Below are 21111 nucleotides of genomic sequence, written 5' to 3'. Positions count from 1 at the left end.
CCCCAAACCGGTTTGGGGAGGATTTGCCCCCCGAATCGGTCCCATATCCTCCCCACACTGGCTGGACGCTCGGACAGGATCCGCTCGAGGTCAGGCCGCCCCGCCGGTCTCGAGTTCGAGCTGGCGCCAACCCGAACCCTCCCCTGGAACCGGCGCCGCTTACGTCCGAAGACACGCCGTACCAGGCCTGCGGGTCCTTCGGACGTCAGCTCGGCGGCAGGCCGGTTGACGCCAACCCCATCTGATGGGTTCACCCACCGGCTGGTGGGTTCGGCACCCGCATGCGAGTACAGAACCCACAACCTGATGGGTGAACCCATGAGATGTGGCGCGGTGGGAGGCGGGGCCGGTAGCGGGGTTAGACGGTGATGGACCAGTTGGTGAGGGTCCCGGTGTCGCCGGGGCCGTTGTCGCCGATGCGGAGGGTCCAGGTGCCGGCGGCGGTCTCGTCGGCTGCGACGTCGTACGTCTTGCTGGCGGGCAGCGGGTGGCAGGTGAAGCCGCCGCTGCGCTGCAGGTAGTACCAGCGGCCGCTCGGGGAGACGAGGCTGATGTTGAGGTCCTCGAGGCAGGTGTGGTTGCCCTCGACCTTCACCTTGACCGGGCTCTTGGTGCGTCCGGTCGTGGTCGCCTTCACCGTGCTGACCACGGTCTGGAAGTCGCGGATCGGGTAGTCGGTGCCGTTGGTGAAGGTGCGCTCGCCCGGCTCCGGGTCAGGATCCGGGTCCCCCGGCGTACCGGTGAGCAGAGTCAGGTTCCACTTGGCCAGGGCCTCGGAGACCGGCTGGAAGATCGAGTTGCCCGGGTCGTTCGCGACACAGGAGGAGTTGCCACCGGAGTGCAGGCCGACGGCCTTGTCACCGCGCAACCACGCACCACCGGAGTCACCGCCCTCCGAACAGGCGTCCGTCGTGGTCAGGCCGTCGATCACCACGTTGCCGTAGTCGATGCTCTGGTTGACCGCGGTGACCTTGCCGCACTCCCAGTTCGGAGCCGTGTTACCCGAGTGACAGACCGAGTCACCGACGATGGCCTCGACAGCGCCCGTGACCGTGACCGCAGGTGAGCCGTAGGTGTTGACGTTCGGCGAGATCGTCCAGCCTGCCTCCGTGACCGCGACGACGCCCATGTCACCCTCCCGCGCGTTCACGCTCCGGGTACCACCGACGTTCGAAGTACCGAGCCGGTTGGCCTGGCTGATCGCGCCGTACGCCGCCTGGTTCGCGTCGTTCGTGCAGTGTCCCGCGGTCAGGAAATGCTTGTTGCCCTGGGCATCTGTTGCCGGGAAGGCCACGGAGCAGTACGTCTCGCTGCCCGGCCACCACGGGTCGCCCGGGTTCACCTCACCCGACTGCTGATGGGCCCTCGTCGCCACCGACTCGACCCGTACGCCGTCCAGGCCGCGGAACGCATCACTGCCGCCCACTGCCTTGACCACGACCTGGTTCGTCACCGGATCGATTCCCCAGCTCCGCAGGTTGTTCTGACCGCGTGCGATCTTGTCGACCGACGACAGCAACCCCTCCAGCTGCTGCTGGGTGCGGCCGACGTACTTCGGGGTTGCACCGGCAGCACGGGCCTGCGCAGCGGCGGCGTCCGAGGTCACAGCGACCACCAGGCGACCGTTCTCGATCCAGCGACCTGCCTGTCCGGCACTGGCCGGGAGCTGGGCCGAGACCTGATGTGGTTCGGGCGCTACGGCGTTCGACGGCGCCGGGAGGGCGATCAGGCTGCCACTCAGCAGCAGGATCGCGGGGACTGTCCTTCGCATGGTGCACTCCTCAGGTTGGGACGGTGCACCGAACCTAGGAGCGTGACGAGCAAGTGAAAATCGGCAGAACGCCTTTCACAGTTAAGACTCCGGGATTAACAGTTCACTCCCCCAGGTCCATCTGAACCCGTGCCGGCCCGGCCCAAAGTTCAGTACGACGTCATGGACCTCAGGTGCGACGTCGACTACACGCGATTGCTCCTCACCGTCGTCGAGCTGCGAGAACGCCGTACAGGTCGTCGGCAGCACGTCCGGGTCGAAACAGACCTCCAGGACGAACTCACGCACGGGCAACCGGAACTTGCGCTCGTAGTTCGTGGACGGCGGATAGGGCGCGACGTTCACCAGTTCGTGCTCAGTGATCACTGTCTCGCCCTTACGGAGCGGGTGATCGAAGAGCAGCTCTGCAACGAGCAGTCCGTCCTCAGGACGTCGTACCGTCCGGCCGAGCGAGCAGTGCCGCAGCGGCCAGATGTCCGGCAGCGGCCGATCGTGCTCGTCCAGATGCATGATCACGACCCACCGGTCCGGCCCGTCCGCCTCCGCACGCAGCACCTGGCGCGAGTGGTACGAACGCTCGCCACCCTCAGCCCCGATGAACACCCTGTCGTGCTGACTGATCCGCGTGAGCCGTTCGTCCCAGTGGATGTCCACCTCACTCACAGCTGCTTCAACCGCACTAGGCCGAGGCCAGTACGCCGCTATGTCCGGCCGATCAGGCACTGTGCTGAGCCACCGACCACGCGGACGCGGTGGGCCGAGCGAGGTAGACAGAGTGCCGGCGGGAAGAGCTAGCACCTCTTCCAACAGCGCGACTGCCGCCAGTGAGTCCCGGCGCTCCGGACGCGATCGACCGGACTGCCAGTAGCTCAGGGTGGCCATGCTGACCGACACACCCTGCACCAGCAGCCGCTCACGGATCCGCTCCAGGCCGAGACCGCGCGCCTGGATGGCCGCGCGCAGCACGTCGGCAAACTCGCGCTCACCCATGCTCGCGACCTTAGGCATGAGCAGCTGCGGTGACCAGAGCATGGAGCCTTAACTGTTAACACCCTCAGCGGGGCGATTTCCCGGCAGAGCGGGAAATTTCCCGTGCTGACGGGAAAGTTCACCCACCCCAGCTCTGGACTGATGAAAACCGTTTTCATATACTCGTCGCCATGACCGCCCAACCGAAGACTCCGTTGTCCCTGCTGGCCGGGCTGTCCATGACGCTCCGGCAGCCCGTTCTCGACGCGATGCTGGACGCGACCACGGTGGCCGTGGTGGTCGACCAGGACGAGCTCGCCGGTCGCGGTGTGCTGACCTGGCGAGTGCTGGACGCAGGTGGTCCGATCGACGCCGGTGAGTTCACCGTCGGCGACGACTGCGGCGCCTGCCAGCTGATCGAGTCCCTGATGCCACTGCTGGAGACACTGGTCGCGCGCAAGCACTGGGACCACGTCGTGCTCTCCGCCCCGCCGGCGATGGAGGCGCGCCCGCTGGCGTCCACCCTGGTGGCGCTGATGCCGGAGATCACTGTCGACACGGTCACCTGCGTGGTCGACGCCGTACTGCTGGTGGAGCAGCTCTCTGGGGACGAACTGCTCGACGAACGCGGCCTGGCGCTCGGACTGCCGGACCGGCGCAACGTGGCTGAGCTGACCGCACGTCAGATCGAGTACGCCGATGTCTGCGTGCTGGCGAATGCGCACCGCAGCAAGGCTCCGGAGCGGCTGCACAACCTGCTGCTGCACCTGAATCCACGGACCACAGTGGTCGCGGCGGATCCGGCCGGCGTACCGGATGGGCCGGTTGCCCGGACCGGGCTGTTCAACTTCGCAGCCGCCGAGGCGTGGGCCGGTGACCTGGCAGCGTCCGACCAGGTGCAGCCGAGCGGTGACGGGGTAACGACTGTGCTCTGGCGGTCCACGCGACCGCTGCACCCGGCCCGGTTGAACGAGGCACTCGAGGACATCGTCGACAACGTCGTACGGAGCAGAGGCGTGGTGTGGTTGGCGAACCGGCCGACGCAGCGCGTGCGATGGGAGTCTGCCGGCTACAGCGCTTCGCTCGGCACTCTGGGCGAGTGGTCGGACACCGAGCACCTGGCTGAGTGCACTGTGGTTGCTACTGGCATGGGACTCGACCCTGCGAAGCTGCAGTCGATTCTGGACGCCTGCCTGCTGACGGAGTCCGAGCTGGCCAGTCTGGACTGGAAGGAGCTTGAGGACCCGTTCGCTGGAGTACTACCCCAGTAGCGGCAAGCGCTCGGCGTGCGAGCCGAGCATCTCGAGGTCTGCGTCGTCGAGTGGCACCCGGCCGGTGCCTTTGAGCACGTACGTCGTGGTGTCCCACTCGATCACGTCCCACGCGTCTGGGCCGAACAGCCCGTCCAGCGTGCGCGCAGTCACGCGTAGCGCCTCAGGATCGGGCTCCGGTGCGTCAGGGAGGTTGAGCGTCAGGTCGAGGTGGTGAACCGTCGCCTCCAGCACCAGCGTCGCCACGAAGTCCTTCACCGCCAACACATGCCCTTGTGTCTCGATGCGTCCCTCAGCAACCGCAGCAGCCCGTACGGCGGCCTCTGACACCTCCCGCCAGTGCTGCACGAGCACACCGGGCTTCCGGTACGCCGCCGCGACGCCCTGAACGAAGCTGGTGTCACTGGGGGATCCCGGCGGGAAGTCACCCCAGTAGCTGACGTAGTCCCGGTTCGGGTCGACCACAGCTGGACTGGCGAAAGCGATCAGAGCGCGCTGAGCGTCGTACAGGAGGTGCACCAGCAGTGGGCCGACCGGCATACCGGGGCATCTGGTCTCGCGAGCGAAGTCTGCGGTGCTGAGACCCTGCACGGTCTCGGTGATCCGCCCGTAGGCCCGCTCGAGCGTGCCTGCCAGTCCCTGCGGCAAGGCGCCTCGCTCGGGTGCTCTCATCGGGGTCTCCTCGGTGTCGCTTCTTCCGACGTTAACCCCAGGCAGCCGCTATGTGTTCCTGGCAACCCGCAGGTGCTCGGCCGCTACGGCCTCCAGGTGGGTGACGTCGGAGGAGACCGTGGCGAACGTGAAGCCCTGCTCCAGCCGTCGCCTGGCGTTCTCACCGTCGGGCGTGTGCATGCCAACCGCCAGACCGGCCGCTGTGGCGGTCTTGACGATCAGTGCGATCGCCTCCTCCAGCGCATCGGCTGTCTCCGGGTCGCCCGGGTAGCGAGCACCGAGGGACAGCGCCAGGTCGGACGGACCGACGTACAGGCCGTCCAGTCCGGGGGTCGCACAGATCTCGGCGACGTTCTCCAGGGCCTGTGCCGTCTCGATCATCGCGATGACCACAGTGAGCTTGTTGTTCTCAGCCGGCACCGGATGCACCCGTAGCTCGGCTCGCATCGGCCCGAAGGACCGGCGGCCGAGCGGCGGGTACTTCACCGACCGGACCGCGCGGGCCACGTCCTCGGCCGTGTCGATCAGCGGAATGATCACACCGATCGCCCCAGCGTCGAGAGCCCGCCCGATCGGCGTCGGGTCGTTCGCCTCCACCCGGACCAGGCCGGCCGCCCCGCGACCGGCATCGATCGCGAGCAGCCCGTTCATCATGCCCTGGTACCCGAACAGACCGTGCTGAGCGTCCAGCACTAAGTAGTCGTAATCCAGGCGAGCGATCCGCTCGGTAGCGGGTGGCGCATCCAGCGTCACCCAGTACCCGACCAGCTGCTCACGATTGCGAAGACGCTCTGCGAAGGTCACGCCGTACAGCCTAGACGGGCGGTACGCCGTGACGCTTGGTCGAGAAATGGCGGTCCTTGGACTGGGCGGCGGCGAGGCGGGCGATCAGGTCGTTGCGGAGATCCTCGGGCTCGACGATCGCGTCGATCACCAGGTCGGCGGCCAGGCGCAGGATGTCGATGTCGGTCTCGTACTCCTCGCGGAGCTTTGAGACGTACTCGACGCGCTCGGTCTCGTCGGCGATCTCCTGGATCTTGTTGTAGTACACGGCGTTGATCGCCGCCTCCGGGCCCATCACCGCGATCTTCGCGGTCGGCAGCGCGATACACGCGTCCGGCGAGAACCCGGGACCGCACATCGCGTACAGACCCGCGCCGTACGCCTTGCGCACGATCACCGAGACCGTCGGGACGGTCGCCTCCGACACCGCGGTGATCATCTTCGCGCCGTGCCGGATGATGCCGGCGCGCTCGACCTCACTGCCGATCATGAAGCCCGGTACGTCGCACAGGTAGATCAGCGGGATGTTGAACGCGTCGCACAACCAGATGAATCGGGCAGCCTTGTCGGCCGAGTCGACGAACAGTACGCCGCCCTTCACGGCCGGCTGGTTCGCCACGAAGCCGACCGTCTGACCGGCCAGCAGCCCGAACCCGACGACCAGCTCCGGCGCGTACGTCGGCTTGATCTCGAAGAACGTGTCCGCATCCGCGATCGCATCGATCACGTCATGGATGTCGAACCCGACACTCTCCTCCGCCGGCACCAGGTCGCGGGTGAAATCACGGCCCGCCGGAGAGGCGTCGTACGACGGCGGCCTGGCCCGCCACGAACCGGGCAGGTAGGAGAAGTACTGCTTGGCCAGCTCAATCGCCTCGGTGTCGTCACTCGCGAGCAGATCGCCGCAACCGGAGACGCTGGTGTGCATCCGGGCGCCGCCCATCTCCTCCAGCGTCACCTTCTCGCCGACGACCATCTCGGCCATCCGCGGTGAGCCCAGGTACATCGAGGCGTTGCCGTCGACCATGATCACCAGGTCGCAGAACGCCGGGATGTACGCACCACCGGCCGCGGACGGGCCGAACAGGCAGCAGATCTGCGGCACCTTGCCGGACAGCGCGACCTGGTTGTGGAAGATCCGCCCAGCCCCGCGACGGCCCGGGAACAGCTGCACCTGGTCGGTGATCCGGGCGCCCGCGGAGTCGATCAGCCAGAAGATCGGCAGCTCGTCGCGCAGCGCGACCTCGGTGATCCGGACGATCTTCTCGACCGTCCGCGCACCCCACGACCCCGCCTTGACGGTCGGGTCGTTCGCCACGATCAACGCCGGCCGCCCGTCGACCAGCGCACGGCCGGTCACCACGCCGTCGGCGGGAAGACCCGCGTTCAGCGCGTTCGCCAGCTGCGCCTCCTCGACGAAGCTGCCCTCGTCGACGAGCAGCGCGATCCGATCGCGCACGTAGAGCTTGTTCTGGGAGTCGAGCTTGGCCTTGGCCTTCTCGGGCGGCGCCAGCGTGGCTTCGCGGGCAACCTTGAACTCTGTCCAGTGATCCCTCATGACTGCCTTTCTACCTGCAACGTCCGAAAACACGCCGACCACGCACCACAGTTCTTCGGACGCTACGACTCATTCGACGGGGAGACCGAGACCCCGCGCGATCAGCATCCGCTGGACTTCCGACGTACCTTCACCGATCTCGAGGATCTTGGCGTCACGGTAGAACCGGGTGACCGGGTACTCCTCCATGAAGCCGTAGCCGCCGAACACCTGCGTCGCGATCCGCGTCGCGGTCACGGCGGACTCGCTCGCGTACAGCTTCGCCACCGACGCGGCCTGCTTGAACTCGGCCACCGAGGCGCCGGCGTCCTTCAGGGAGGCAGCCTTGTAGACCAGCATCTCCGCTGCGTCCGCCATCACCTTCAGGTCGGCGATCTGGAACGCGACCCCCTGCTTACGGCCGATCGGACCACCGAACGTCTGCCGCTCACCGGCGTACTGAACAGACATGTCCAGACAGGCCCGGATGCAGCCGAGCGCGACCGCGGCGATCGCGACGCGACCGTCGTCCAGCGTCGCGAGGAACTGCCCGAACCCCTTGCCGCGCTCACCCAGCAGGTTCGCCTCCGGAACCCGTACGCCGGTCAGCGCCAGCGGATGCGTGTCGCTCGCATGCCACCCGAGCTTGTCGTACGCCGGTTCCGCGACGAATCCCGGCGTACCGGTCGGGACGATGATCGTGGAGATCTCCGGCTTGCCGTTCTCCCGCGTACCGGTCCGCGCCGTCACCGTCACACACGAGGTGATCGCGGAGCCCGAGTTCGTGATGAACTGCTTCGACCCGTCGATCACCCACTCGCCGTTCTCCAGGACCGCCCGCGTCCGGGTCGCGCCCGCGTCCGAGCCCGCATCCGCCTCGGTCAGCCCGAAGCCGGCCAGCCGCTCGCCCGCGACCAGCTCCGGCAGCCACTGCGCCTTCTGCTCGTCGGTCCCGTAGGTCAGGATCGGGTTGATCCCCAGCCCGACCCCGGCCTCGAGCGTGATCCCCATCGACTGGTCGACGCGGCTGATCTCCTCGATCGCCACGCACAGGCTGGTGAAGTCGCCGCCAGAACCGCCGTACTCCTCCGGCGCGGTCAGCCCGAACAGCCCGAGCTTGCCCATCTTCTGCACGACCTCCACCGGGAAGTAGTGCTTGCGATCCCACTCCGCCGCGTACGGCGCGATCTCCGCCTCCGCGAAGTCGCGCACACTGCGCCGGAACTCGCGGTGCTCCTCGGACAGCTCGAACATGCCAACTCCTCTATGCTTGACGCTTACGTAAACGTAAAGCACAGTGGGCCAGGTGCACAATATCCGGGTGCCCGCCGACACATGGACGATCGCCGAACTCGCCGCCGAGTACGCCGTCACCCTGCGCACGATCCGCTTCTACGAGGACCGCGGCCTCCTCACCCCCGAACGCCGCGGCACCGTCCGCATCTACCACCCCCGCGACCGCGTCCGCCTCGGCCTCATCCTCCGCGGCAAACGCCTCGGCTTCTCGCTCGACGAGATCGCCACCATCGTCGACATGTACGACGCCGAACCCGGCGAGGCCGGGCAGCTCGAGTACCTCTTGGCCCAAATCGCCACCCGCCGGGCCGACCTCGAGCAACGCCGCCAAGACCTGGAACAAACCCTCAAGGACCTGGCCGAAGTAGAAGCCCGCTGCCAAGCCGACCTAGCCGCCCTCCGCCCCCGGAACTAACCGACTGGTGTTCGGTGCGCAAGGCGTACAGACGGACTGTTAGTACGCGGCACGCCCAGAGAAGCTGCCGCGTGGACGCGATGCGATTGGTCAGCCTGAGGTGCCTATCAACAGTCCGTCCGTACGCGACTGGCCCGCCACTAGAGCGATACGAGCACCCCGGCACCCTCGGCCAGGTCGCATCGAAAGCTTCCAGCTGTACGGCGAACTGTTGCGGATCGTGAACAAGTTACGACCTGTTCACCTCCCCGACGTCCTGTTCAAGCCTCCGGTGGTTGGCGCGGCTCGACCACCTGCGGCGGTCGGCTGAAACCTTCGGGCGCGGCAGGTAGGTGGCTGCGGGGGATGGTGCGGTCGGCGTCCAGTTTGTGCGTTGCGTGGGGCTGACGGGCTGTGGCTGAGGTGTGTGATAGTCGGGGGTCTTGCGTTCTGGGTGAGTTTTTCGGGTCCAGGTGACCAAAAAATACCGGCTAACGTCATGGGCGGGTGTGGGCAAGTTGAGTACGCAACCAGCCCACAGCAACAGCCCACAAATCCGTTGTAAATAAGGGGTTCTCGGCTCGGAAACTGTCGGTGGGCGTGGCTATGCTTTTCGGTATGGAGATCTTGGCGATGCGCCCGGTGTGGATGCAGAGTGGCAGCGAACTGCTGTCTACTCTCGACACCCTGGAAAGCGTCGACGCCCTGGTCAAGACCTTGAAGCTGCAAGTCATAGGACACCTGGACGAGATGGGCACTGCCCAGGAGTTCGGTGCGCATGACACCGTCGAGTTGGTGTCGCAGCGGTACCGGCTGAACCCGGCCGATGTCCGCAAAGACGTGACGTTTTCTGGTGCTCTGGGCAAGTATCCGGCAGTCACAGCCGCGCTGCCCGATCCCACCGACCCGTCGCGTCCCGCCGTCCTGGACCCGGCGCTGGCCAAGGTCATCGTCACCACCCTGGAAAAAGCGCCCGCTTCGGTTCCGGTTGACCAGTTGGAGGTCGCCGAGGAGCAGATGGTCGAGGCCGCCCGGATCTCCAACCCGCGCGAACTGACCAAGTTCGGCCTGGAGGTCCTGGCCCGCCTCGACACCGACGGTGCCGAACCGGCCGAGGACGAAGCCCGTGCGAAGGAGTCGCTGCGGGTGCGGCAGGTCGAGGGCGGGGTCAAGTTCTCGGGGATGCTGGCCGGTGCCGACGGCGAGACACTCATCACGCAGATCCACGCCTTGTCCAAGCCGCACAAGACTGTCGACGGTGAACGTGACCCGCGGTCGCTCGAGGTCCGGCAGGTCGACGCGTTCAAGACGATCCTGGAAGCGGCCGCAGGCAACCCGGACTACCCAGGAGTACCGCACATCACCGTCACCATCGACTTCAACGACCTCAAAGCCTCCGTCGGCATCGCCACCGAAGCCGCCACCACCAACACCCCCACACCCACCACGACCAGTGGAGCAGGTGCGTCAGGCGCGGCCGGTACGACGGATCCGGTGGGCGTGCTCGGTTCGTCAGGTACGGGCGGTGAGTTGGTGTTCGGGGGCAACCTGTCCGCCTCGGCCGTGCGGTTGCTGGCTTGTGATGCTGCGATCCTGCCCATCGTGCTGGGTGGTGATTCCCAGCCGCTGGATGTGGGGACCGAGCAACGATTCGTGAACCGGTACATTCGCCGCGCTCTGAACAAACGCGACAAGGGCTGTGTGGTGTGTAAAGCGCCACCGTCGATGTGCCACGCCCACCATCTGACGCATTGGGCCGACGGCGGCCCGACGAGCATGCGTAACTTGGCGTTGCTGTGCGCTCGTCATCATCGTGCGGTTCACGCGGGACAGTGGCGGGTGTCGATCACCAGCGCCGGGGTCGTTCAGGTGACGCGCCCAGCCTGGGCAGATCCGTCCCCGACCGATCCCGCTTCCCTGGCTGCGGTCGTAGCGTGGGTAACCCCTGCCGACAGCGTCAACGACAGCACGGCCAAGGCTCCTACGAGCAACGTCAGCACCGTCAACGCGAGCGCGAGTGCCAGCAGTGCAGGTGCCAGCACCGCCAATGCCGCCAATGCCGCCGGTGTCGGTGTCTGGACTCCCGGGACGGGCGGGGCCAGTGCCGGCAGCGCCAGCGGCAGCGATACTGGTGGTGCGGGCAGGGCGAGTGTGAGTAGCGATCCAATGGACTGGCCGCCGAGCAGGCTCCCCGCCGCCACCACCCTGCCCAGCCCAGAAGTGGCTGCTGCTCGCGAGGCTTTCCGGGCTCGGCTGGGCACACTAGACCGCGACCCCTGGGCCACCGACGCCACCACAGGCGCCGGGCCGTAACCACCGCACGCCCCAATGTCTGCGCGGTCGCTGTCTTATGGTCGCGCCATGATGCGCTGCGCTGGGAAGTCTGGAACGGTGCGGACTGGGTGCCGTGCTCGCATTTCGTGAGCCTGCCTCGGTCACCATCGAGAAGTCTGCGTCGGGCGGCATGCTGGACGCCCGGCCCGAGCCGGGTCTTGCCTGTGACGCCGCGAAGTTGGTGATGGCCGTGACCAGGCAGCATCGGCTTCGGCGGGAGGCGGGCTCAGCTGTACGGCGACCTCTTGCCCGAAGCGCAACCACAGCCCGGCACCCCAAGCAACAGTAAGGCTGGTCGCGGCCTCACCATCCCCCTCAATCACCGCATCGCCCAGCCACCCCGTCTTTGATCGGCCGCAGTGGCGATCAGCCACAACAAGACGTACCCGGCCGAGTCCCGGCCCCGAAGCCCGTGAGCCACTTTGAGCACCCCCTCAACCACCCGGGGCTCGCCGAAACGGTTGAGCCGTGCACAACGTGGCGCGGTCGGTCGCACAAGCTGACGGCGGTGGACTTAGTACGGCGGTCACGGTCATACCCCTGATTGCCCGGTGGGGCCCCGGACGTTCACGACCGCAGGCTAGACGGCCAGGGGTACACCTCGGAGGGCTGCGTCGTAGCGAGCGAGTGCCAGCCGGGCCAGGCGGGGGTCGGCGCCAAGGGGAGCGGTTACTCGGTGCGAGCCGGCCTGGCGGTGCAGGCGGTCTGAGAAGGCGCCGGGGGCTAGGAGGTAGTTGGCGACGGCCAGACGGCCCGGTGTGGTCGCGAGGACCGCCGGGACGCGGCGACCGCGGCCGGCCAGGTAGCCGATGGTGACGGGGCGGTGGATGCGGGCGTGCAGGTAGGCCGCCATGCGCTCGCAGTCGGCCTGGGCTCGGGGGTCGTTGGAACCGGCGGCGGCCAGTACGACGTGGTCGGTGCGCGAGAGGTCGCCAAGGCGATCCACCAGGATGTCAGCGATGAGCGGGTGCGGGCCCAAGGGCCGGGCGGCGGTCAGACCGGGGTGCTGCTCCACCTGACCGGCGATGTCGACGTGCACGTGGTAGCCGCTGGACAGCAGCAGCGGCACGATCACTGCTGAGGGGGTGTCGGTCATGACGCGGTCTACGAGGCCGGGCATGGCTGGTGCATCAACGTCTACGAAGCCGAGTGACATCGGGAGGTCGGGGCGGAGGCGAGCCATCTGGCGCACCAAGTCGTGGACGACGCGGATACCCCGAGGATCCGCGGTGCCGTGGGCGATGGCGATGAGGTCGGTCATGAGGGCACCGCCGCTGCCTCGACCGCCAAGCGGTAGCCGCGGCGCACTACCGTGCGCACCAACTCTGGACGACCCACTGCGGTACGCAGTCTGTTCACGGTGACCTCCACTGCATGCACATCCTCAGCACCCGGCAGTACGGCGAGCAGGTCGGGACGCGAGACCACATCACCGCCAGCCGCTACCAGTGCGGCCAGCACAGCTCGCGGTCCCGGTCCGAGCGGTAGGACAACCCCATCCAGTACGGCGGCGCCGCCGCGGATCACGAGTTGACCGAACTCGGTCTCGATGGAGCGGGCGTTGTCGTCCGTGAGCCGGTCAGTCACGATGCGGATGAGAGCACCCAACCGGTAGCGGTCCGGGACCAGCGGCTCGAGGCCCAGGTTCACAAAGGGCCCCGCAGTCACCGGTCCCACGCACGCGTTCAGCACGCGGCCAGTCCGCAGTGCCGAGACCAGAGCGTCGTACTGACCGTTCAAGGCGGCAGCGTCCAGCATCGCCTGCGCACCTGGCGCCGAGGTGTGGACGACGGCGTCGACTGCACCTGTGCAGACCTGTCCAATCGTTCGCTCGACGACCACCGGGTCAGGCGCCGGTCCCCAGCGGTAGACCTCGAGTCCGCGCACCGACGCCCCAGCGCCCCTCAGCGCGTCCATCAGCGCCGGATCCGACAACCCGTGCAGCTGTACGACGATCTTCCGGCCCACCACGCCCTGGGCGCGCAGCCACTCGACCACCTCGACCGTGGTCTCTGAGCGCGCCGACCAGTGCTCAACCAACCCAGCGGCCCGAATCGCGCCCCGCGCCTTCGGACCGCGCGCCAGGATCCGCGACTGCTCCAGAGTCACCAGCAGATCCGCAGCGAGCCCAGCGGTGTCCGCAGCCTCGATCCACCCGCGGAAGCCGACCGCCGTGGTCACCACGACGTCGTCCGGCGGGTTGGCGATCACTCGCCGGGTCGCCTCGATCAGTGCGTGGTCGTCTGCGACCGGTGTGATCTGCAGGGTCGGTGCGTGCAGCACCCGCGCGCCGCGGCGTTCGAACGACGCGATCAGGTCGTCTGCCCGCCGGTGCGCGGTCACTGCGATCGTGCAGCCGCTGAGCGGACCTGGCCTACTGTTCGCCGACACCGGACTCCCCTACCCGAAGCATCCCGTCGACGATCTCGACCGGGTAGACCGGCAGCGACACCGCCGGGTCGTCCAGACACTCGCCGGTGCGCAGATCGAAGACCTGCTTGAACATCGGCGACGCCACCGTCGGTACGTCGCCGCGACTGCCGACGATCCCGCGCGACATCACGTTGGCCCCGCTGAACGGGTCCTGGTTACCCAGGGCATACACCGACCCGTCGTACAGCCGGAACAGTGCAATCTGCACCTCTCCGGCCAGGGCGGCGACACCACGCTCAGGCATCAGTACGTCGTACCGGCAGATCACCGTGGATTCCAATGCCGTCAGACCGGGGTGGTGGGGCGGGGAAGGTATCAGTTGAGTCATCGGCGTACCTCCAATCGGGGACCGGCGAGCAGCACCGGCTCCAGTTGCCCGCGCTCGGCCGGTGTGGCCGGGCGTGGCTGGTTGCGCTCGACCACGTAGCGCAGGTCGGCGTCCGGCTGATCCGGAGCGTTCACGAACGACACGAACCGGGCCAGCTTGGCGGGGTCGTCCAGGGTGGCCCGCCACTCGTCGACGTACGAGTCCACGTGTGAGGCCATCGCAGCGTCCAGGTCGGCGCCGATCCCGAGGCTGTCGTTCAGTACGACGTCCCGCACGTGATCGAGTCCGCCTTCGATCTCGCGGACCCACACCGACGTGCGCTGCAACCGGTCACCGGTCCGCACGTAGTACATGAGGAAGCGGTCGATCGCCTGCACCAGCTCGTCGTCCGACAAGTCAGATGCGAGCAGCTCGGCGTGCCGTGGCGTCATGCCGCCATTGCCGCCGACGTACAGGTTCCAGCCCTTCTCCGTCGCGATGATGCCGACGTCCTTGCCCCGTGCCTCAGCACACTCGCGTGCACACCCGGAGACCCCGAGCTTGATCTTGTGAGGCGACCGCAGCCCGCGGTAGCGCAGCTCCAGCGCGATAGCCATTCCCACCGAGTCCTGTACGCCGTACCGGCACCAGGTGGAGCCGACACACGACTTCACTGTGCGCAGCGCCTTCCCGTACGCGTGACCCGACTCGAAGCCCGCATCGACCAGCCGCTTCCAGATAGCCGGCAGTTGCTCGATCCGGGCGCCGAAGAGGTCGACCCGCTGCCCACCGGTGATCTTGGTGTACAGACCGAAGTCCCGGGCCACCTCGCCGATCGTAATGAGACCCTCTGGGGTGATCTCGCCACCGGGGACGCGCGGTACGACGGAGTACGTGCCGTCCTTCTGCATGTTGGCCATGACGTGGTCGTTGGTGTCCTGCAGCGCTGCACGCTCCCCGTCGAGCACGTGACCGGCCGGGTCCACACTGGCCAGGATCGACGCCACCACAGGCTTGCAGATGTCGCAGCCGCGCCCAGTGCCGTGTCGCTCGACAATCTCGCTGAACGTCCGCAGACCGGTCACCCGGACCACGTCGAACAGCTCAGCCCGTGAGAGCGCGAAGTGCTCGCACAGCGCCTTGCTGACCTCGACTCCGGCCGCGGCCAGCTCCTTGTTCACCAGGTTCTTCACGATCGGCAGACACGAGCCACAGCTGGTCCCAGCCCTGGTGCGGCCGCACACCGACTTCACATCACCGCAGCCCTCGTCCCGGACCGCGCACCGGATCGTCCCGGCCGACACGTTGTTACACGAGCAGACCGGTGCATCATCCGGAAGCTCCAACTGAGCCGGTACGGCGCCCTCCGGCAGCAGGAAGCCAGCCGGGTCCGCACCGAGCTCCCGGCCCACCATGGGCCGCAGACCCGAGTAGGCCGAGGCATCGCCGACCAGAATGCCGCCCAGCAACGTCCGGGCGTCGTCGGACAGCACCAGCTTCTTGTAGACCCCAGCCACCGGGTCCGCGTACACGATGTCCAGTGCGCCTTCAGTGGTGCCGAACGCGTCACCGAAGCTGGCCACGTCCACTCCGAGCAGCTTCAGCTTGGTGGAGGTGTCAGCGCCAGGGAATGTCGCCGCGCCGCCCAGCAGCCGGTCCGCGACGATCTCGGCCATCGTGTTGCCAGGGGCAACCAATCCCCAGACCCGCCCATCGATGCACGCGACCTCACCGATCGCCCAGACACCAGGCACAGACGTCCGGCAGGCCTCGTCGACCACGACACCGCCGCGCTCACCCATCTCCAGGCCGGCAGCCCGCGCCAGCTCGTCCCGCGGCCGCACACCGGTCGCGAACACGACCACATCGGCCGGCAGGTCCGGTCCCTCGGCCACAGCCATCGCCCGCGCCGCCCCCTGCGGGGTGAGCTTGACACGAGTGGTTGCCGACGATGTCTGTACGGCGACATCCAGGCCGCGGATCAGCCGCGCGAGCGCCGACCCACCGCCCTCGTCGACCTGCAACGGCATCAGCCGCGGCGCGAACTCAACCACGGTCGTGGCTGCACCAAGCGCCTGCAGCGCGCCAGCGGCCTCCAGCCCGAGCAGGCCGCCGCCGACCACGACACCGCTGACCTGGTCCCGTTCACTCTTCAGCCGCTCGACGTAGACGCGCAGTGCGGCCACATCGTCGATGGTCCGGTACACGAAGCAGCCCTGCGCGTCGCTGTTCTTCACCGGCGGCACAAACGCCGAAGAGCCAGTCGCCAGCACCAGCTCGTCGTACTCCAGCACCTCACCGCGCGCTGTCGTCACTGTCTTGCCAGCAACGTCCAGCGCCGTCACCTGCACGCCCTTGCGCAGTACGACGGCTGGGTCGTCCCAGAGAGATGGATCACCCAGTGCGAGGTCCTGAGGGTCCCGTCCGGAGAAGTAGCTGGTCAGTGCGACCCGGTCGTACGGGAGACGCGGCTCCTCGGCCAGCACGGTGATCCGCCACTGGATGTCGGTGTCACGCGCCCGCAGTGCCTCTACCAGCCGGTGCGCGACCATTCCGCCGCCTACCACTACTACGTGCCGGGCCTTGCTCAGCTCTGTCATCGTCGCCCTCCTGGCCGGAACTGGTTCGGTCTCGCCACGGCGGAACCGGTCGAGCAGGTCACCGACGGCACCGGTGCAACTGCCGCACCCAGTGGTCGCCCGTGTGGTGGCGGCGATGCCGGCGACACTGTCGGCACCTCCACGCCAGGCCGCTTCGATCGCAGCCCTGGTCACTCCGTTGCACCGGCAAACCGCAGCTGCCTTGCGATCCGGTACGACGGGCTCCGCGAGCAGCCCGTCCGCCACAACCGGCGTACCGCGGTCAGCCAGCAGCACGAGTTCCGCCGCAACCTCCGGCGCACCCACTGCGACCGCCGACCGCACCACACCGTCACGCAGTACGGCGCGCACCCACCGCTCGCCGTCCTCAAGCCGAACCTCTTCGCCGGACTCGTCGGCAGCGCCCAGCACCAGTACGTCGAGCCCACCGGCCGTCAGCCGGATCACCTCAGGCCCCACCGACGCCGCGCCACCAGTCAGATGCGAGGCCAACGCCTCAGCGTGCGTCCAGGCCGACCCTGCAGTCCCAGTGACCAGACCGTCGACCTCCGCGCAGTCCCCGATCGCATGAACGCGTGGATCGTCCGGACTGGTCAGCGTCTCGTCGACAACGATCCCGGTCCGGACTGTGAGGCCGACAGCCAGCTCTGTCCGCGGTTTCACACCACAGGCAACAACCAGCAGGTCGCCGAAGACCTGCCGCCCATCCGCCAGCCGGAGAGCCTTTGTTGTGTCGACGACCTCAGCGTCGAGCAGGACCTCGACCCCCGCCCGCCGTACGGCGCGAAGCACTCGTCGTCCGACCGAGCGCGGTACCAGCTTGTCCAGCAGGTCCTCGCCGTCGTGCACCAACGTCACCGCGACGCCACGCTCGCGCAGCGCACAGGCGGTCTCCACACCGAGCACTCCGCCGCCGAGCACCACCACGCGGCGGACCCGGCTCGCTGCATCGACCAGCGCACGCGCATCCGCAGCGGTACGCAGCACCTGGACCCCAGCTCCACACGGAACAGGCACCACTGGTTCAGCCCCAGTCGCGAACACCACGTGGTCGTAGACATGCTCAAACCCAGCAGCGTCGGTCACCACGCGCCGTACGCGATCCACCGCGACAGCGGTAGCCACCGGCTCGTCACCCAGCACCAAAGCGGCCCGGCCGGCGACGTACTCGGTCAGCCGGCTGCGGTTGTACGAAACCTCATCCCCCAGCACAGTGACGTCGTACGACGGCAGCAGCGCCTCGAGCCGTCGTCCCGCCATGCCACCGCCGATGATGACCACCTTCACGCGGACACCCCCGTTACCGGCAGCGCAGCCGCACTCAGCGAGACCGCACAGGCCTTGAACTCGGGCATCCGCGACACCGGATCCAGCACGTCGTTCGTCAGCTCGTTCACCGCGCCCGCACCGCCGTAGTGGAACGGTACGAAGACCGTGTCCGGCCGTACGTCGGTCGTCACGCGCGCCGCGAGCACCATGGACCCACGTGCCGTCTGCAGCCGCACCGGCCGACCATCCGCGATCCCAAGCTGGGCAGCGACGCGGGGATGGATCTCCGCGAACACCTCCGGCTCGGCCTCGGCCAGCTCCGGAACCCGCCGCGTCTGCGCACCACTCTGGTAGTGCTGCAGGAGTCGCCCAGTCACCAAGTACATCGGCGCTGCGGTGTTCAGATCGTCTGCCACCGGACGGTGGTCGACCGGGACCACATGCGCCCGGCCGTCCGGCGTGCCGAAGCGGTCCGCGAACAGGCGCGGCGTACCGGGGTGGTCCACCGAAGGGACCGGCCAGAACAGCTCCTCGTGGTCGAGGCGGTCCCAGGTGATCCCGGAATAGTCAGCCTTGCCGCCTGCACTGGCCAGCCGCAGCTCCTCGAACACCTCCTCCGGTGCGGTCGGAAACGCCGCCGTACAGCCCAGCCGCTCAGCGAGGCCGGCAAAGACGTGCAGGTCGCTACGCACCTCACCAGGTGGTGCAATAGCCGCCTTGCGCCGCAGCACTCGACCTTCGAGGGACGTCATCGTCCCGTCTTCCTCAGCCCACTGCGTGACTGGAAAGACCACGTCGGCGAGCAGTGCGGTCTCAGACGGTACGACGTCCGCAACGACCAGCAAGTCCAACGCAGCAAGGCGTTCCCGTACCGATGCGAGGTTCGGAGCAGACACGAGCAGGTTGCTCCCGTGGACCAAAAGAGCGCGCGGCCCATCCGCCGTACCGAGGGCGTTGATCAGCTCAACCGCGCTCTTGCCCGGCCCCGGCAGCTCAGCCGGGTCTACACCCCAGACCGCTGCCACGTGTGCGCGAGCGGCCGGGTCCGCGATGCTGCGGTAGCCGGGCAGCTGGTCGGCCTTCTGACCGTGCTCGCGACCGCCCTGCCCGTTTCCCTGCCCGGTGATGCAGCCATAGCCGCTCCCGAGCCGCCCAGGCAGGCCAAGAGCCAGTGCGAGGTTGATGCAGGCAGTCACGGTGTCAGTGCCCTTGCTGTGCTGCTCTGCACCACGGCCAGTCAGGATGAACGCCCCAGCACCGCCATGCACCGGAGCAGCGGCAGCGAGCACGCGAGCGGCCTGTCGGATCGTTGCCGAAGGCACACCGGTCACACGCTCGGCCCGCTCCGGCCACCACGCCGAGGTCGAGCGGTAGAGCGCATCTGCATCGTCCACGCGCTCGGCCAGGTAGGCGGTGTCAGCAAGGCCTTCCTGCAGGACGACGTGAGTGAGAGCGAGCACCAGCGCCAGATCGGTACCAGGAGTCGCCTGCAGGTGCAGTGCGCCGGGCAGAGCCGCGGTCGCCGAGCGACGTGGGTCCACGACCAACAAACCTTCAGCGGGCAGGTGGGCCACGGCCGGCGGCATAGTGTCCGCGATGTTGCTACCGACCAGCAGTACGGCGTCTGCTCCGTCCAGATCCGCCAGGGGGAAAGGCAGACCGCGGTCGATGCCGAAGGCACGGTTGGTCGCGGCTGCTGCAGACGACATACAGAATCTGCCGTTGTAGTCGACGTTCGCGCTCCGCAACGCCACTCTGGCGAACTTGCCAAGCGCGTAGGCCTTCTCGTTCGTCAGACCGCCGCCACCGAAGACCGCCACGGCATCCCGACCATGTGAGGCTTGCAGCTCAAGGATGCGCTCAGCAACGAAGTCCAGTGCGAAGTCCCAGCTTGCCGGGACCAGCTCACCCGCAGCGTTGCGCACCAGCGGCGTGGTCAGGCGGTCCGGCACGGTGAGTACCTCAGCCGCCGTCCAGCCCTTCCGGCACAGCCCACCCGCACCGCGAGGACGCACCTCCACTGCACCCGGCCGGGCGACCGGATGCAGTGTGGTGGCGCACTGCAGCGCGCAGTACGGGCAGTGCGTGGGGACTGCGGTCACACGCGCTCCTGGCTGAGCGGGCCACCCTTGCGCAGGTAGCAGAAGTACGTGACTGCCAGGCAGACCACATAGAACCCGCAGAACACGTAGAGCGCCGGGATCAGCGAGCCGAAGTTACTGGTCGACATCGCGAATCCACGCGGCACCAGGAAGCCGCCGTACGCGCCGATGGCCGAAGCGATGCCGATGCAGGCCGCAGCCTCGCGCCGAGCGCGCCCCGGGTCGCCGGGCGTGGTGATCCGGAAGACCGCCGGGATCATCCGGTACGTCGAGCCGTTCGCGGCGCCGCTGGCGACGAACAGGAACAGGAAGCTGATCAGGAAGCCGGTGAAGCTCTCGGCCTTCAGCGCGACGATCGCGGCCAGGATGCCCAGCCCCATCACCACGAACGAGCAGACCGTCACCCAGGCGCCGCCGACCAGGTCGGCCAGCTTGCCGCCGAACGGCCTGGCGACCGAGCCGACCAGAGCGCCGAGGAAGGCGATGTGCGCGACCGTGATCGAGGGGAACGTCGTCTTGATCAGCAGCGGGAACGCCGCCGAGAAGCCGATGAACGAGCCGAAGGTCCCGATGTAGAGGAACGAGATGATCCAGGTGTGCGGGCGCTTGGCCGCGGTGATCGACGCCCGGAAGGACGAGGTCGCGACGGACAGGTTCGACATCACCCGCCAGGCCAGGAAGGCCGCGAGCAGGATGAACGGCAGCCAGAGCAGACCGGCCCGGTTCAGCGTCAGACCGGCGCCGATCGTGATCGCGACCGGGACGAGGAGCTGGACGACCGCGACGCCGAGGTTGCCGCCGGCCGCGTTGATGCCGAGCGCGAAGCCCTTCTCCTTCTCCGGGTAGAAGAACGAGATGTTGGTCATGCTGCTCGCGAAGTTGCCGCCGCCGACGCCCGCGGTCGCCGCGACCAGCGCCATCAGCCAGAACGGCGTGTCCGGCCGGCTGATGAAGAACGCCAGCCCGCTGGTCGGGATCAGCAGCAGGAGCGCGGACACGATCGTCCAGTTCCGACCGCCGAACTTCGGTACGGCGAACGTGTACGGCAACCGTAGGGTCGCGCCGACCAGGCTTGGCAGGGCGACCAGCCAGAACAGCTGGTCGGTGCTGTAGCCGAACCCGGCCTTCGGCATCGACACCACGACGATGCTCCACAGCTGCCAGACCGAGAAGCCGAGGAACTCGGCGAAGATCGACGGCCACAGGTTGCGCCGGGCAACCGCACGCCCCTTGGACGCCCAGAACGTCGCGTCCTCCGGGTCCCATACATCGATCCAACGGCCGCGCCGCGGCGCCTCGACCGTGCCCACCGTACCGGCCTGGTCGCTGGGAGCAACGACCTCCGGTCCTGCCTCGAGCGTCATCGTGCGTCT

The 21111-nt window shown here is 67.8% G+C and carries 15 protein-coding genes; 3 read left to right on the top strand and 12 right to left on the bottom strand.

Translation table 11 applies throughout. The annotated features are described in order from the left end of the window. Positions 1-358 precede the first annotated feature (358 nt). Positions 359-1771 (bottom strand): proprotein convertase P-domain-containing protein, encoded by a 1413-nt coding sequence (locus tag ACFVWG_RS14555; protein WP_391543728.1) that lies wholly within the window; start codon positions 1769-1771, stop codon positions 359-361. A gap of 81 nt (positions 1772-1852) precedes the next feature. Further along, complete coding sequence (locus ACFVWG_RS14550; protein ID WP_391543727.1) at positions 1853-2761, bottom strand: XRE family transcriptional regulator; 909 nt, start codon at positions 2759-2761, stop codon at positions 1853-1855. 170 nt (positions 2762-2931) lie between these two features. Here ACFVWG_RS14550 and ACFVWG_RS14545 point away from each other — a divergent pair, with 170 nt between their 5' ends. Continuing rightward, the gene (locus tag ACFVWG_RS14545; RefSeq protein WP_391543726.1) at positions 2932-4011 is read left to right on the top strand and encodes a CobW family GTP-binding protein; all 1080 of its coding nucleotides are present in this window, start codon (positions 2932-2934) and stop codon (positions 4009-4011) included. Here ACFVWG_RS14545 and ACFVWG_RS14540 read toward each other — a convergent pair. The 4 genes from ACFVWG_RS14540 to ACFVWG_RS14525 form a co-directional block, all read right to left on the bottom strand. Beyond that, a complete protein-coding gene (locus ACFVWG_RS14540; protein WP_391543725.1) occupies positions 4000-4683 on the bottom strand; it encodes a maleylpyruvate isomerase N-terminal domain-containing protein in 684 nt (227 codons plus the stop codon). The two genes, ACFVWG_RS14545 and ACFVWG_RS14540, sit on opposite strands and share 12 nt — an antisense overlap. 48 nt (positions 4684-4731) lie before the next feature. Further along, positions 4732-5487, bottom strand: coding sequence for an HpcH/HpaI aldolase/citrate lyase family protein (locus ACFVWG_RS14535; protein ID WP_391543724.1), 756 nt, complete (start codon positions 5485-5487; stop codon positions 4732-4734). A gap of 10 nt (positions 5488-5497) precedes the next feature. After that, entirely contained in the window at positions 5498-7024 is a 1527-nt protein-coding gene (locus ACFVWG_RS14530) for an acyl-CoA carboxylase subunit beta (protein WP_391543723.1), read from the bottom strand. Positions 7025-7093: 69 nt separating this feature from the next. After that, positions 7094-8257, bottom strand: coding sequence for an acyl-CoA dehydrogenase family protein (locus tag ACFVWG_RS14525; protein WP_391543722.1), 1164 nt, complete (start codon positions 8255-8257; stop codon positions 7094-7096). A gap of 67 nt (positions 8258-8324) precedes the next feature. Between ACFVWG_RS14525 and ACFVWG_RS14520 the strand changes: the two genes are divergently transcribed. Further along, positions 8325-8714 (top strand): MerR family DNA-binding transcriptional regulator, encoded by a 390-nt coding sequence (locus ACFVWG_RS14520; protein WP_391543721.1) that lies wholly within the window; start codon positions 8325-8327, stop codon positions 8712-8714. A 597-nt stretch (positions 8715-9311) separates the two neighbouring features. Continuing rightward, positions 9312-11006: a DUF222 domain-containing protein gene (locus tag ACFVWG_RS14515; RefSeq protein WP_391543720.1), complete on the top strand. Its 1695-nt coding sequence runs from the start codon at positions 9312-9314 to the stop codon at positions 11004-11006. Between the two features lie 601 nt (positions 11007-11607). Here the strand turns inward: ACFVWG_RS14515 and ACFVWG_RS14510 are convergent. From ACFVWG_RS14510 to ACFVWG_RS14485, 6 genes are read right to left on the bottom strand one after another with little or no spacing between them, the layout of a single operon-like run. Continuing rightward, positions 11608-12288: a sirohydrochlorin chelatase gene (locus ACFVWG_RS14510; RefSeq protein ID WP_391543719.1), complete on the bottom strand. Its 681-nt coding sequence runs from the start codon at positions 12286-12288 to the stop codon at positions 11608-11610. Beyond that, entirely contained in the window at positions 12285-13418 is a 1134-nt protein-coding gene (locus ACFVWG_RS14505; protein WP_391543718.1) for a uroporphyrinogen-III synthase, read from the bottom strand. The genes ACFVWG_RS14510 and ACFVWG_RS14505 overlap by 4 nt, the downstream gene beginning before the upstream one ends. Beyond that, the gene (gene nirD / locus ACFVWG_RS14500) at positions 13402-13788 is read right to left on the bottom strand and encodes a nitrite reductase small subunit NirD (protein WP_391543717.1); all 387 of its coding nucleotides are present in this window, start codon (positions 13786-13788) and stop codon (positions 13402-13404) included. The genes ACFVWG_RS14505 and nirD overlap by 17 nt, the downstream gene beginning before the upstream one ends. Continuing rightward, positions 13785-17654: a nitrite reductase large subunit NirB gene (gene nirB, locus ACFVWG_RS14495; protein ID WP_391543716.1), complete on the bottom strand. Its 3870-nt coding sequence runs from the start codon at positions 17652-17654 to the stop codon at positions 13785-13787. The genes nirD and nirB overlap by 4 nt, the downstream gene beginning before the upstream one ends. Next, a complete protein-coding gene (locus ACFVWG_RS14490; protein WP_391543715.1) occupies positions 17651-19738 on the bottom strand; it encodes a molybdopterin oxidoreductase family protein in 2088 nt (695 codons plus the stop codon). Before ACFVWG_RS14490 ends, nirB begins: the two co-directional genes overlap by 4 nt. After that, the gene (locus tag ACFVWG_RS14485) at positions 19735-21102 is read right to left on the bottom strand and encodes an MFS transporter (RefSeq protein ID WP_391543714.1); all 1368 of its coding nucleotides are present in this window, start codon (positions 21100-21102) and stop codon (positions 19735-19737) included. Before ACFVWG_RS14485 ends, ACFVWG_RS14490 begins: the two co-directional genes overlap by 4 nt. Positions 21103-21111: the final 9 nt, after the last annotated feature.

The organism is Kribbella sp. NPDC058245 (assembly GCF_042882005.1).
Lineage (GTDB): Bacteria > Actinomycetota > Actinomycetes > Propionibacteriales > Kribbellaceae > Kribbella.
Note: the sequence above shows the minus strand (reverse complement) of the source record. Positions and strands in the feature narration are given on the sequence as shown.

Bases quoted from the DNA above. Each gene is read 5' to 3' on its own strand.
- ACFVWG_RS14485 (WP_391543714.1), bottom strand. From the start codon at position 21,102: ATGACGCTCGAGGCAGGACCGGAGGTCGTTGCTCCCAGCGACCAGGCC.
- ACFVWG_RS14555 (WP_391543728.1), bottom strand. From the start codon at position 1,771: ATGCGAAGGACAGTCCCCGCGATCCTGCTGCTGAGTGGCAGCCTGATC.
- ACFVWG_RS14530 (WP_391543723.1), bottom strand. From the start codon at position 7,024: ATGAGGGATCACTGGACAGAGTTCAAGGTTGCCCGCGAAGCCACGCTG.
- ACFVWG_RS14525 (WP_391543722.1), bottom strand. From the start codon at position 8,257: ATGTTCGAGCTGTCCGAGGAGCACCGCGAGTTCCGGCGCAGTGTGCGC.
- ACFVWG_RS14545 (WP_391543726.1), top strand. From the start codon at position 2,932: ATGACCGCCCAACCGAAGACTCCGTTGTCCCTGCTGGCCGGGCTGTCC.
- ACFVWG_RS14510 (WP_391543719.1), bottom strand. From the start codon at position 12,288: ATGACCGACCTCATCGCCATCGCCCACGGCACCGCGGATCCTCGGGGT.
- nirD (WP_391543717.1), bottom strand. From the start codon at position 13,788: ATGACTCAACTGATACCTTCCCCGCCCCACCACCCCGGTCTGACGGCA.
- ACFVWG_RS14515 (WP_391543720.1), top strand. From the start codon at position 9,312: ATGGAGATCTTGGCGATGCGCCCGGTGTGGATGCAGAGTGGCAGCGAA.
- ACFVWG_RS14540 (WP_391543725.1), bottom strand. From the start codon at position 4,683: ATGAGAGCACCCGAGCGAGGCGCCTTGCCGCAGGGACTGGCAGGCACG.
- ACFVWG_RS14550 (WP_391543727.1), bottom strand. From the start codon at position 2,761: ATGGGTGAGCGCGAGTTTGCCGACGTGCTGCGCGCGGCCATCCAGGCG.